Origin of the sequence: Burkholderia singularis (genome assembly GCF_001718875.1) — a bacterium.
Taxonomy (GTDB): Bacteria; Pseudomonadota; Gammaproteobacteria; order Burkholderiales; family Burkholderiaceae; genus Burkholderia; species Burkholderia singularis.
Map to the genome: position 1 here is coordinate 3,013,981 of NZ_CP013448.1, position 12,918 is coordinate 3,026,898.

At 69.3% G+C, this 12,918-nt stretch carries 8 protein-coding genes; 4 read left to right on the forward strand and 4 right to left on the reverse strand.

Annotated elements, in window-relative coordinates; genetic code table 11:
• Positions 1–314: 314 nt before the first annotated feature.
• The 3 genes from AQ611_RS13335 to purT all read right to left on the reverse strand — a co-directional run bounded on the left by AQ611_RS13335 (position 315) and on the right by purT (position 2,285).
• Entirely contained in the window at positions 315–710 is a 396-nt protein-coding gene (locus AQ611_RS13335; protein ID WP_069234791.1) for an MliC family protein, read from the reverse strand.
• A gap of 64 nt (positions 711–774) precedes the next feature.
• Positions 775–936, reverse strand: coding sequence for a DUF6726 family protein (locus AQ611_RS26655; RefSeq protein ID WP_059513272.1), 162 nt, complete (start codon positions 934–936; stop codon positions 775–777).
• Between the two features lie 134 nt (positions 937–1,070).
• Positions 1,071–2,285 carry a formate-dependent phosphoribosylglycinamide formyltransferase gene (purT, locus tag AQ611_RS13345; RefSeq protein WP_069234792.1) on the reverse strand — a complete coding sequence of 405 codons (1,215 nt, stop codon included), beginning with the start codon at positions 2,283–2,285 and terminating at the stop codon, positions 1,071–1,073.
• A 555-nt stretch (positions 2,286–2,840) separates the two neighbouring features.
• Here purT and AQ611_RS13350 point away from each other — a divergent pair.
• From AQ611_RS13350 to AQ611_RS13365, 3 genes are all read left to right on the forward strand, one after another.
• Positions 2,841–3,764, forward strand: a complete 924-nt coding sequence (locus tag AQ611_RS13350; protein WP_069235298.1) for an alpha/beta hydrolase family protein — start codon at positions 2,841–2,843, stop codon at positions 3,762–3,764.
• A gap of 496 nt (positions 3,765–4,260) precedes the next feature.
• Entirely contained in the window at positions 4,261–4,809 is a 549-nt protein-coding gene (locus AQ611_RS13360) for an META domain-containing protein (protein ID WP_059513027.1), read from the forward strand.
• A 201-nt stretch (positions 4,810–5,010) separates the two neighbouring features.
• Positions 5,011–9,486 (forward strand): DNA translocase FtsK, encoded by a 4,476-nt coding sequence (locus AQ611_RS13365; protein WP_069234794.1) that lies wholly within the window; start codon positions 5,011–5,013, stop codon positions 9,484–9,486.
• A gap of 177 nt (positions 9,487–9,663) precedes the next feature.
• On the opposite strand, the gene AQ611_RS13370 is transcribed toward AQ611_RS13365, so the two are convergent.
• Positions 9,664–10,842 carry a lactonase family protein gene (locus AQ611_RS13370; RefSeq protein WP_102720115.1) on the reverse strand — a complete coding sequence of 393 codons (1,179 nt, stop codon included), beginning with the start codon at positions 10,840–10,842 and terminating at the stop codon, positions 9,664–9,666.
• 236 nt (positions 10,843–11,078) lie between these two features.
• On the opposite strand from AQ611_RS13370, the gene AQ611_RS13375 reads away from it, so the two are divergent.
• Positions 11,079–12,911 (forward strand): glycoside hydrolase family 15 protein, encoded by a 1,833-nt coding sequence (locus tag AQ611_RS13375; RefSeq protein WP_069234796.1) that lies wholly within the window; start codon positions 11,079–11,081, stop codon positions 12,909–12,911.
• Positions 12,912–12,918: the final 7 nt, after the last annotated feature.

Consider the following 12,918-nt stretch of genomic DNA (forward strand, 5'->3'; position numbering starts at 1 on the left):
CGGGCCGCGCAAACCACTTCGGAATGAAGACGAAGCCGCGGCGCGCCGCGCGGCGCCGCCGGCGCTTAGGCCCTGCAAAAAGCAGGCGCGGCCGTTGCGCGAGGCTTCGTCCGGCAGGCGTGCCGGCAGAAAGGGCAGTATTGTAGCATCGTTGCGGGACAGCTTCGCCGTGGCGGAACCGACGCGTCGGCGCGTACGCAGCAAGCGGCCCGGCTGCCGAGGCAAACGGGCTGCGGCCGCGCCGCAACCGCCGATGAAATCGGACGGCCATCGCGCAGCGCGCCGATTGCCTGAAACCGTTACCGTTCGGTTTTTCAGTGGTTTGCGGCCTTTTTCGGGATTTCGTTGCAATCGCCAAGCAACGGCGGCGCGTGGTCGCCGGCGTTTTCATCGTATAAATTCGCGGCGGGCCCCTTCGTCCACCATACATATTGGCCCGCCTGATACCGCGCGCCCGATGCCGACACTGTGTCGACAAACAGCAGACGCGCGCCGTTGACGGGCACGAGCGCGAAGCTCTGCCCATTGCTCGCGTTCCAGTAGGACACGCGCAGCGGCCGCGGCTCGTTCGCGCATCGGTAAACGGCGGTCTGACGCGCGCCTGCGTCGATTTCCGCGACCGTCAGCCGCGCCGCATGCGCCGCACCCGCGGTGAGCGTCAAACCGGCCACGCCGATCGCGAACCAGATCCAGCTTGTATTGCGCTTCATCGATCATTCCTTGATTGAGTCGAGTCGAATCGAACTCGGACTTCGGCCGGCCGCACGCTCGCCATCAGGGGTCGATGACGTCCGCGCACGCGTCGGTGGGCGCCGCCGCGACATGGCCGACGACGGGCACGATCTTCAGCCCCGCCGACGCCACCCGGCACGGCGCCGCCGCGAGCCCGCAGCCGGCGCTCGACAGGCACAACACGGCGATCAGCATCCACTTCATCGCAACCTCCTTTCTTCGCGCCCGCGCGCCGCGCGTGCTGATGAAACCACGCCCCGACGGCTCGCGATCCGGCCCGAAGCGCGCCGTCGGCACGCGCGGCACCGATGCAATGGACACGCGCCCGCGCATTCCGTTCAGCGCGCGGACACCGGCCGCACCGCGCCGGCCGAGCGCTTCGCGCGCTCGCGCGCCTCGTCGACGCCCGCGCCGACCGCCACGGCCACGCCCATGCGGCGCTTCGCGAAGCTCTCGGGCTTGCCGAACAGGCGCAGATCCGCGCCCGGCACCGCGAGCGCGTCGCGCACGCCTTCGAATGCGATGCCTGCCTGGTCGAGCCCGCCATAGATCACCGCCGACGCGGCGGGCGTCGCAAGCGTCGTGTCGACCGGCAAACCGAGAATCGCGCGCGCATGCAATTCGAATTCGGACTGGCGCTGCGACGCAAGCGTGACGAGCCCCGTGTCGTGCGGACGCGGACTCACTTCGGAGAACCACACGTCGTCACCGCGCACGAACAACTCGACGCCGAACAGGCCGCGCCCCCCGAGGGCCGATGTCACGCGCCGCGCGATGTCGCGCGCGCGTTCGAGCGCCTTCGCGCTCATCGGCTGAGGCTGCCATGATTCCACATAATCGCCCGCCGCCTGCAGATGGCCGATCGGCTCGCAAAAATAGGTGCCGATCTCACCGGTGACGGGATCGAGCGCACGCACCGTGAGCTGCGTGATCTCGTAGTCGAAATGCACGAAGCCCTCGACGATCACGCGGCCATGATTCACCCGGCCACCCGCCATCGCGTACTGCCATGCGGGCTCGATATCCGCTTGCGCGCGCACGACCGACTGCCCCTTGCCCGACGACGACATCACGGGCTTGACAACGCACGGCACGCCGATGCGCGCGACGGCTGCCGCGAATTCGTCGAACGATTGCGCGAACGCATACGGCGACGTCGGCAGCCCAAGCTCCTCGGCCGCGAGCCGGCGGATGCCTTCGCGATTCATCGTGAGCTGCGTGGCGCGCGCCGTCGGGATCACTTCCGCCACGCCGGCCGCCTCGATTTCGGCGAGCGCGCCGGTGGCGATCGCCTCGATTTCCGGCACCACGAGATGCGGCCGCTCGGCCTCGATGAGCGCACGCAGCGCGGCCGGATCGGTCATGTCGATCACGTGCGCGCGATGCGCGACCTGATGGCCGGGCGCGTTCGGATAACGATCGACGGCGACCACCTCGACGCCGAGCCGCTGCAACGCAATGATGACTTCCTTGCCCAACTCGCCCGCGCCGAGCAGCATGACGCGCGTGGCGGACGGCGAAAGCGGCGTACCGAGCCGCTGACCGATCTGCATGAGATGTCCCGCTTCGTGGATGTGTGGTTGTGTGGATTCGATGGAGGATCGCGAAAGCGAGCTGCGATGTTAACACGCGCATACGCGGGATTGGCGCAGTGGCCGTTGCGGCTGCGGCTGCGGCTGCCGGCGCGACGCGCAAACGCCCACGCGCCCCAAGCCGGCAGGCCGCGTATGGCGCGCGCCATTGAAAGCTGAAGGTTGAAAACGCGCCGATGTCGCGGCAAACGAGCGCCGCTCTATCTTGCCCGCCAATGCGCAGGTGGACGAATGCCGCGAATGCGCGGCTCGAACCTGCATCGACGGCCATCGCGGCACGGCAGAAAGTGCGACAAAAAACAAGCATGCGGCATTGAGAGCGCGATAAGCCCGAGCCCCACTCGGCCATATCGAGTCGAACCGGCACGCGATCGCAGGCTGCCCCTTCCACTGCCCGCGCCGCCGTGCGCCGGTCATCGCAGCCGGGCATCGAGCGGCGCCTCGAATTTATTTCTCACGCGAAGTATTTTCCTCCCTTATATTTCGCACACGAATTAAATGCGCGAGGAAAACGCGATGCAACCGGAGTCGATCGAATTCGCCGCCAGCGACGGCTATACGCTGCGCGGCACGCTCTGGCCCCCGGCGGGCCAGACGCATGCGGCCATGCTCGTGCATCCGGCCACCGCCGTACCGGAACGCCTATACGCGGGCTTCGCGCAGTACGCCGCATCCCGCGGCTTCGCCGCGCTCACGTACAGCTATCGCGGCGTCGACGGCTCGCGCCCGGCCGATCTGCGCGCGCTCGACGCACGCATGCGCGACTGGGCCGACTACGACGTCGAAGCGGCAACCGTCTGGGCCCGGCGGCGCTTCCCGCAGTTGCCGCTCGTCGCGGTGGGCCACAGCTTCGGCGGCCACGCGATCGGCCTCTGCGACGCGACGCGCCATTTACGCGCGGGCGTACTCGTCGCCTCGCACGCAGGCAGTACGCGCCTGATTCGCAGCCGTCTCGAACGGCTCCGGGTACGAACGGTGCTCGGCGCGATCGCGCCCGTGGCTTGCGCGCTGTGCGGCTACGCGCCATGCCGGCGCTTACGTCTTGGCGAAGATCTGCCCGCCGGCGTGATGCGCGAGTGGGCCGGCTGGACCACACTGCCCCGCTATTTCTTCGACGATCCGACGCTCGACGCCGCCGCGCGCTTCGCGCGCGCGTCGCTGCCCATCCTTGCGCTCGGCATCGACGACGATCCGTGGGCCACGCCCGCCGCGATCGACCTGCTGATCGGCTTCCTCACACATGCGCGCATCGAGCGCCGCCAAATCGATCCGCGCGCGACCGGCTGCGGACCGATCGGGCACATGGGCTTTTTCCGCAGCGCGCCGGGCAAGGTCTTATGGCCGGGCGTCGTCGATTGGCTCGCCTCGACGCTGTCCGCCGCGCCCGATGCGGCGGACGACGCCGCACCGTCGCCGAGCCTCGCGGGCCATGCCGGCTGAGCGTCGTTCGTCGTTCGTCGTTCGTCGCTCGTCGCTCGTCGCTCGTCGCTCGTCGCTCGTCGCTCGTCGCTCGTCGCTCGTCGCTCGTCGCTCGTCGCTCGTCGCTCGTCGCTCGTCGCTCGTCGCTCGTCGCTCGTCGCTCGTCGCTCGTCGCTCGTCGCTCGTCGCTCGTCGCTCGTCGCTCGTCGCTCGTCGCTCGTCGCTCGTCGCTCGTCGCTCGTCGCTCGTCGCTCGTCGCTCGTCGCTCGTCGCTCGTCGCTCGTTCTTCAATTATGCGAAGCGGCCCGCCGTCTCGCGCAAGTCATTCCGCTCGCCGCCATCGAAGCGGTACGCGCCCCATCGCCCGCGCCTCATGCCGGCGTGCCGCACCGCCGCGCACGCCGCACAACGCCCGGCAGCGCACGCTGGCCGGATGGCAATTGGCGGGAACTGTCCCTCGTGCGTTACCCTTATGGCTTGTTCAGCCATATTGAAAGATTTGAAGAGGAACGAGGCCATGTTCATTTCATCCGCAGCAGCACGCCAGCGCTTTCGCTTTGCCGGCTTGCTGCGCGCGCCGCTCGGCGCGCTGAGCGCCGCCGCGCTTCTCGCCGCTTGCACGATGCCAACCCATCCCGATTCAAACGCGCCCGCGCCCGATCCGTTCAACCCCGCGACGATCCAGCTCATCGACAATACAAGCTGGGAACTCGTCAACTGGCGCAACGCAGATGGCTCGTCGCGCGAGATCCCGCACGGCGACAACGGCGAGCCGATCGCGCTCGCGCTGTCGTCCCAAACGGGCGTGCGGCGCGTTGCCGGCTTTTCGGGCTGCAATCGCTACATGGCTCCCTACGACGTGAAGAACGGCGTGTTGAGCATGGGCCCGCTCGTCAGCACGCGGATGGCCTGCATCACCCCGGCGCGCGGCGCGCTCGAACGCGACTATCTCGCGGCGCTCGAGCATATCGCGAAGGCCGGCGTGCAGATGCGCGACCCGCAGCAGCTCATCATCGTCACCGACGACGGCGCGACGCTGACGTTCGCGCGGCGCGACGCCAAATAAGCGCCGCGCGGCGGCACGCCGGCGAACCGGGTGCGCGGCCCCTCGATCGGGCGCACCCGATGCGGAGCGCCGGCCCCGCAACTGCGGCAACGGCACGCGGCACGCGCGCCGTTCGCCAAACCTTCCTAGCCGACCGGTTAAACTCATCGGGATCGCGCATCGCGCGCCCACCCTTCTTCAGTTTCTGAGCTGTCTCTGAGCATGCAAACGGTAGTTCTCGGCTGGTTCGGCTTCTCGGCCGTCTGGTTCATTCCCCTTTTCTGGCGGCTCGTCAAGGCGATGCTGCCGGGCGGCAGCGGCCTCGCGGGCCCCGGCTCGATCCGGCTGTGGCTCGGCTTCCTGTGCGTGCTCGCCGCGAGCTGCACGCTCGCGGCCGCGCTACCCGGCGACGCGACGACGAACGCATTCGGCCATGCGCTCGCGGGCGGCTTCGAACACGTGCTCGGACGCATCGGCACGCCGCTCGCGATGATCGTGCTGTTTTTCGTCGGGCTGCCCTGGCTGCTCGACGTCCGCTGGCGGCAAGCGAGCGCGTGGCTCGACGCATCGCTCGGCATCCGCCTGACTCGCGAGCACGGCGCAGACGAACCGCGCAGTGCCGCCGAATTGCCGCGCACCGCGCCGCATCGCGACGACGGCCGCGCCGACATGCAGCCGACGAGCGCGCATACAGTCAATTCGATGGCGCCGCGGCAAAACGGCCGGTACGCACGGCCCACGCCGTGGAAACCCAGCGACGCGCCGCACGAACGCCGCGCGCAGGCCGCCGGCGCACGAGCGACGACGCCGACGGCCGCGCCCGTCGGCTGGCCTAAGCCCAGCACGGCCGCACGCGGTACGGCGGCGGCAGGCGGCACGGCGAAAGCGGCCGGCGCCACGGCAGGCGACATCGCCAAAACGGCCAGCGTCGCCAGGACGGGCGGCGTGCCTCAATCGCCTCAATCGCCTCAATTGCCTCAATTGCCTCAGTCGCTTCAGTCTGCCGATATGGCACGCTTGGCCAATCCTGCGATAAAAACGACTAGCCCAGCGTATGCGAAAGCATCGGCGAGCGGCGTGGCGAGCGCCACGAGCGCAATCGCATCCGCTCACCTGGCCGTGGCGAAATCGGCGGACCAGATGTCTTCCGCCGCTCTGGCCGCAACCGGAATCCGCCCGCCTGCGTTGACGAACGGTCCGGGCGAGCCGGCCATGATCGGCTCGCGCGGCGGTGCACCGTCGACGCCCGCCACGCCGCATTCGCCATTCGCTTCCGGCCCGGCACGCCGAGCCTCGGCAGGACCGGCCCAGTCTATGGCGGCTACGGCCCGCGGCCCCTTTGCGACCCGCTCCGCCACGGCCGAGCAGCGCTTCGCACCGCGCCGATCGTCGGCACAGGCTGCCGTGGCCGCCGCGCGCAATCGCCCGATGACGTTTGCGCCCTCGCGGCAAGCCACCGCCGCGCCGCGCAATACCGTTGGGACGCCGCGCCCCTCCACTGCGCACTCGTCCGTCAAACCGGCCGCCGTCGAAGCCACGCGCAAGCGGCCGGTGAGCCACGCTCGCGCGCCGCTCTATGCGTGGTCGGAAAAACCCGCGCAGCCGATCGAGCCCGCGCCGAGCGTGCACGAGACATTGCGTTCGATCGAAGCGAGTGCCGCGCAATGGGCGACGCTCGCCGGCGCGCCCGCTTCGGCGGCGCGAGAAGCGACGCGGGAACTTGCCGCGCCGGCATCAGTCTCCGCGCCTACGCCTACGCCTACGCCTACGCCTACGCCTACGCCTACGCCTACGCCTACGCCTACGCCTACGCCTACGCCTACGCCTACGCCTACGCCTACGACGGCTGCGGCTGCGGAAACGGCAGTGGCATCGCCGTCGGCAGCCGTCACAGCGCATAGCACTTCGAATACAGGCACTGCCGGACAAACCGATATCGAACGCCCGCGCGGCGACGTCGTCGATGCGCCGGCGACCAATCCCGCCGCATCGGCCAGCGACGCTGTCGCCGGTATGCCACCGGCCGCGACAACAACCAAAGCCGGCACCCCCATCGATCATGCCGCCGGGATCGCGCCCGCCGATGCTTCGGCCGGCATCGTTGCCCAAGCGCCGGGCGGCGCGCAAGCCCAAGCCAGCGTCGAAACGGAAATCGAGGCCGAGACCGGCACGGATCATTCGGCCGTCTCCGAGGCAACAGCCTTGGTTGAGGGCGCCGCCGGCGAACCGGCGCCAACCGCAATCCGCGCCGCAATCCGCGCCGCCGGCGCAACGGCGGCCCCCCTCGCCCCCTCGGCCGCGGCCGCAGCCGCGACAGCAGGCGCGCCCCGGCAAGCGCTACATCCGTTCGGCGACGCCGCCTCCTCCGGCACCACCGGCCCGAACACCGGAACACACGCGGCGCTCGACGAGGCCGGCACGGCCGCCTGCGCCGACGAAACCGGCGCACACGCCGAGCGAGCCGCCATCGACGCCGATACTGCCGGCCACGGCGCGCTCGCCGCACCGGCCCGCGCCAATACGGGCAGCCTGGTCCCGCAAATCGCCGAACACAGCTTGCCTACTCGCGACGGCATCGCCATTCGAGCCACCGCTCCCGTTCACGCGAACCCGTCAATCATGCAGCCGCCTGGCGACGATGCGCGCCCCTCTTCGACGGCCGCAAGTGCGCCCATGCCAGGCGTTGCCGCACCTGTTTCAAACCTGGCGTCGAGCCCAGCTCCATCCGCCGCCGCCGAGCGCGCCCACGGCGATCCGATGCCGGCGGCAGCCGCCCCCGCTGCTCCCGCCGCCCAGGCCGTCACGCCAGCTCAAGCACCCTCGCACGCGCCTGCCGCATCGGCGGCCCCCATAGCGCAGACGGCCTCGGCAACGGCCGCCGCACCAACGGCCGCGTTAGCGCCGGCTGCTGCCGTCGTGCCGGCGCTCGCCGCCGCATCGCCGCCTCTACCGGCATCGGCTCCGGCCGCCGTCACGATTGCAACGGCGCAAGCGATGCCGGCCGCTACGCCGCCACTGCCTGCCGCATCGAATCCGCTCATCGCGCCCGCCCATTCAGCCGGCCCGGCAAGCCTCGCGGCACCGGCGGCACCCGTCGCGCCAGTCCCTGTCGCCGCTGCGGCCACGCCGGCTGCCGACGGCTCCGCCACCGAGCCCGCCCGCCCGGCCCGCCAGCCCGCCCCGAACGCGTTCGAGTTCCACGCGCCCGCCGCGTCGAACGTCGAGCTGCCCACGCTCGAGCTGCTCGAACCCGCATCCGACGACGTCGAAACCATCTCCGACGCGCATCTCGCACAAACCGGCCAGGTCATCGAGCAGCGGCTGCAGGAGTTCAAGGTGCCGGTGACCGTGGTCGGCGCATCGGCTGGCCCGGTGATCACGCGTTTCGAGATCGAGCCCGCGCTCGGCGTGCGCGGCAGCCAGATCGTCGGGCTGATGAAGGATCTGTCGCGCGGCCTCGGGCTGACGTCGATCCGCGTCGTCGAGACGATCCCCGGCAAGACCTGCATGGGCCTCGAGCTGCCGAACGCGAAGCGCCAGATGATCCGGCTGTCCGAAATTCTCGCGTCGCGCCAGTACCAGCATTCGGCATCGCATCTGACGCTCGCGATGGGCAAGGACATCACCGGTAATCCGGTCGTCACCGATCTCGCGAAGGCGCCGCACATGCTGGTGGCCGGCACGACCGGCTCGGGCAAGTCGGTCGCGGTCAACGCGATGATCGCGTCGCTGCTCTACAAGGCGACGCCCGAGGAAGTGCGGCTCATCATGATCGATCCGAAGATGCTGGAGCTATCGGTCTACGAAGGCATTCCGCATCTGCTCGCGCCCGTTGTCACCGACATGAAGCTCGCCGCGAACGCGCTCAACTGGTGCGTTGGCGAAATGGAAAAGCGCTACCGGCTGATGTCGGCGGTCGGCGTGCGCAATCTCGCGGGCTTCAACCAGAAGATCCGCGATGCCGCCGCCAAGGAAAAGAAGATCGGCAATCCGTTCTCGCTGACGCCCGACGATCCGGAGCCGCTTGCGCCGCTGCCGCTCATCGTCGTCGTGATCGACGAACTCGCCGATCTGATGATGGTCGCCGGCAAGAAGATCGAGGAGTTGATCGCGCGGCTCGCGCAAAAGGCGCGCGCGGCCGGCATCCATCTGATTCTCGCGACGCAGCGTCCGTCGGTCGACGTGATCACCGGCCTCATCAAAGCGAATATCCCGACGCGCGTCGCGTTCCAGGTGTCGTCGAAAATCGACTCGCGCACGATTCTGGATCAGATGGGCGCCGAGTCGCTGCTCGGCCAGGGCGACATGCTGTTTCTGCCGCCGGGCACCGGCTATCCGCAGCGCGTGCACGGCGCGTTCGTCGCGGACGAGGAAGTGCACCGGATCGTCGAATATCTGAAGCAATTCGGCGAACCGCAGTACGAGGAAGGGATTCTCGACGGGCCGGCAGCCGAAGGCGGCGGCGCGCAGGATCTGTTCGGCGAGGCGCCCGATGCGGAAGCCGATCCGCTGTACGACGAAGCGGTTGCGTTCGTCGTGCGCACGCGGCGCGCGTCGATATCGTCGGTGCAGCGGCAGTTGCGGATCGGCTACAACCGCGCCGCGCGGCTCGTCGAGCAAATGGAAGCGGCAGGCCTGGTGTCGTCGATGGGCATCAACGGCAGCCGCGAAGTGCTCGCGCCGCCGCTGCCGGAGTAGGCGGGCCGATTGACGCGTGCGCGCGTCGCGACGTCCGGCCTCGACGCGCGCACGGCACGCGATGCGGCCCCGCACGCCCATCCGGCTCGGCCCGCATCGCCTGGTCTGCCGCATTCGGTCCGCCTCGCGCCGCCTATCGCGCGGGCGCCGCAACGCCGCTCGCGCGGCGGCGCCCCATCACCGCACCGGCACGAACTTGAAGTCGACCGGCTTGCTGAGCTTCAAGCGCGTCGGCTCCGGCGTGAGCTTGCCGGTCGCGACGTCGCGCCGGAACACGATCACGCTGTCGCTATCCTGATTGCCGGCGATCAGCCACTTGCCGCTCGGATCGATCGCGAATTCGCGCGGCGTCTTGCCGAGCGTCGGCTGACGGCCCACCAGCGACAGCTTGCCGCTCGCCGCGTTCACCGCGTAGATCACGATCTCGTTCGCATCGCCGCGATTGCTCGCGTACAAAAAGCGCCCGTCCGGCGACAGATGCAGCGCGGCGGCGCCGAGCTTGCCGGAAAAGCCCGGCGCCGCGAGGGCCACGACCTCGATCGGCGTGAGCTGCCCGTCGTCGTAGCGATACGCCACGACCGTCGCATCCAGTTCGGTGATCGCATAGGCAAAGCGGCCGTTCGCGCTGAAGACCAGATGGCGCGGCCCCGCGCCCGCTTGCGCGGCGGTGCGGCGCGCTTCGTCCCGCGTGAACACCGCGGCGGCGCCATCCGGCGCGTAGCGGTAGCTTTCGATCCGGTCGCCGCCGAGATCCTGCACGAACAGGTACTTGTGATCCGGAGAAAACACGGCCGAATGAACATGCGCGCTATCCTGACGCCCCTTCACCGGCCCGGTGCCCTCGTGATGCACGCTTTGTGCGGCCGCGCCGAGCGCGCCCGTGCGCGCATCGACCGGAAACACCGAGAAGCTGCCGCCCGGGTCCGCCGCAACCGAATAGTTCGACGCGACGAGATACTTGCCGTCCGGCGACAAACTCAAATAACACGGATCGTTCCCTTCGGCCGGCACGCGATTGACGAACGTGAGCTTGCCCGTCTTCGCGTCGAAATCGAACGCGCTGACGCCGCCGTGCACGTTCGCCGGCCCGTCGTCGCCCGGCAGTTCGTTGACCGCGTACACATGGCGGCCGTCGCGGCTCGCGACGAGATACGACGGATTCTCGGTCTTCGCCGACGACAGCGGCGTGATGCGGCCGCTGCGGGTATCGAAGCGATAAACGTAGATGCCGTCGCTGCCCGCGCCCGTGTAGGTGCCGACGAGCAGATTGTAGAGGCCGCCCGCCGGCGCGGCGCCCGCTTCGTGCGCGAACGCATGAGCGCTCATCAGCGGCAGCGCCAGCGCGAAACCTTTCATCCAGTGACTGAGCCTAAGCTGGAACGCGAAAGGCGACAGCGCACGCATGCGATCGATCATCGGATCTCCTCCTTGCATTGATTCGTCCCAAGTGTTGTGATGTGGCCAAGCGCGGGCGCACTGGCCGCCCGCGCCGCACCGTCCGCCGAGTATACCGGGCCGCCGCGTGCCGTCGTACAGCGCGGGGGGCGGTTGCCCAGATCGTGAACGACAAGCATTACGGAGATTGATCGCCCATGCCCGCCCTCATCGAAGACTACGCCCTCGTCGGCGACGGCCATACGGCCGCCCTGATTTCCCGCGACGGCTCGGTCGACTGGCTATGCTGGCCCCGTTTCGATTCCGGCGCGTGCTTCGCCGCGCTCGTCGGCACGCCCGAGCATGGCCGCTGGCTCGTCGCGCCGGCCGACGGCGTGCACGTAAGCTCGACGTCACGCCGCTACCGCGGCGACACGCTGATCCTCGAGACCGACTACGAAAGCGCCGAAGGCGCCGTCACCGTCATCGACTTCATGCCGCCCGGCAGCGGCTGGTCGGAACTGGTGCGCATCGTCGTCGGCCGGCGCGGCGAGATGCGCATGCAAATGGAACTCGTGCTGCGCTTCGACTACGGCTTCTCGGTGCCGTGGGTCACGCGGCTGCCGCGCGAGGCGGGCGTGAAGGCGATCGCGGGCCCCGACACCGTCGTGCTGCGCACGCCGGTGCCGCTCGCGGGCGAGAATCTGCACACGATTGCCGAATTCACCGTGAAGGCCGGCGAGCGCGTGCCGTTCTCGCTCAGCTACGCGCCGTCGCATCAACGGCTGCCGCCTGCGCGCGAGCCGCTTTCGTTGCTCGCGCGCACCGAAAACCACTGGCTCGAATGGTCGGCGCGCTGCCCGGTGAGCGGCCGCTACGCGGCCGCCGTGCGGCGCTCGCTGATCACGCTGAAGGCGCTCGCCTACGAGCCGACGGGCGGCATCGTCGCCGCGCCGACGACGTCGCTGCCCGAGCAGCTGGGCGGCACGCGCAACTGGGACTATCGCTACTGCTGGCTGCGCGACGCGACGATCACGCTGCTCGCGCTGATGCGCGGCGGCTACTACGACGAGGCGCGCGCGTGGCGCACGTGGCTCGGTCGCGTGATGGCGGGCTCGCCGGAGCAGATCCAGATCATGTACGGCATCGCAGGCGAGCGCCGGCTGCCGGAAATGACGCTCGACTGGCTGCCCGGCTATCAGGATTCGAAGCCGGTGCGCATCGGCAACAACGCGGCGAACCAGCTTCAGCTCGATGTGTTCGGCGAGGTGATGGCGGCGCTGCACGTCGCGCGCGTGGGCGGCTTGCAGGCGGACGACACGGTCTGGTCCGTCCAGACCGCGCTGCTCACGCATCTGGAAAAAATCTGGCGCGAGCCGGACGAAGGCATCTGGGAGACGCGCGGCGGCCGCCAGCACTTTACGTTCTCGAAGGTGATGGCGTGGGTTGCGTTCGATCGCGCGATCAAATCGGCCGAGATGTTCCGGCTGCCAGCGCCGCTCGCGCGCTGGCGCGAAGTGCGCGACGAGATTCATGCGGACGTTTGCGAGCACGGCTGGAATCCCCGCCTGCGCGCGTTCACGCAAAGCTATGGCGGCGACGCGCTCGACGCGAGCGTGCTGATGCTGCCGCTCGTCGGCTTCCTGCCGCCGTCCGATCCGCGCATCGCGGACACGGTAAGCGCGATCGAGCACGGCCTGATGCATGACGGCCTCGTGCTGCGCTACCACACGACCGTATACGACGATGGCCTGCCGCCCGGCGAAGGCACGTTCCTCGCGTGCAGTTTCTGGCTCGTCGACAATCTCGCGCTGCTCGGCCGCATCGACGACGCGCACGCGCTGTTCCGCCGCCTGCTGTCGCTCGCGAACGATCTCGGGCTGCTCGCGGAGGAATACGATCCCGTCGCGCGGCGGCAGGTCGGTAATTTCCCTCAGGCGTTCTCGCACGTCGCGCTCGTTCACACGGCGTTCAATCTGATGCACCATGAAGAGGAAATGCTGCGCGCCGCCGGCCAGCCCGCGCCCGCCGATGCCGTCGCGGGACGCTGATCCGCAC

What these genes read in the sequence shown, in the direction of transcription:
- AQ611_RS13335 (WP_069234791.1), bottom strand. Translation starts at nt 710, where the DNA reads ATGAAGCGCAATACAAGCTGGATCTGGTTCGCGATCGGCGTGGCCGGT.
- AQ611_RS26655 (WP_059513272.1), bottom strand. Translation starts at nt 936, where the DNA reads ATGAAGTGGATGCTGATCGCCGTGTTGTGCCTGTCGAGCGCCGGCTGC.
- purT (WP_069234792.1), bottom strand. Translation starts at nt 2,285, where the DNA reads ATGCAGATCGGTCAGCGGCTCGGTACGCCGCTTTCGCCGTCCGCCACG.
- AQ611_RS13350 (WP_069235298.1), top strand. Translation starts at nt 2,841, where the DNA reads ATGCAACCGGAGTCGATCGAATTCGCCGCCAGCGACGGCTATACGCTG.
- AQ611_RS13360 (WP_059513027.1), top strand. Translation starts at nt 4,261, where the DNA reads ATGTTCATTTCATCCGCAGCAGCACGCCAGCGCTTTCGCTTTGCCGGC.
- AQ611_RS13365 (WP_069234794.1), top strand. Translation starts at nt 5,011, where the DNA reads ATGCAAACGGTAGTTCTCGGCTGGTTCGGCTTCTCGGCCGTCTGGTTC.
- AQ611_RS13370 (WP_102720115.1), bottom strand. Translation starts at nt 10,842, where the DNA reads ATGAAAGGTTTCGCGCTGGCGCTGCCGCTGATGAGCGCTCATGCGTTC.
- AQ611_RS13375 (WP_069234796.1), top strand. Translation starts at nt 11,079, where the DNA reads ATGCCCGCCCTCATCGAAGACTACGCCCTCGTCGGCGACGGCCATACG.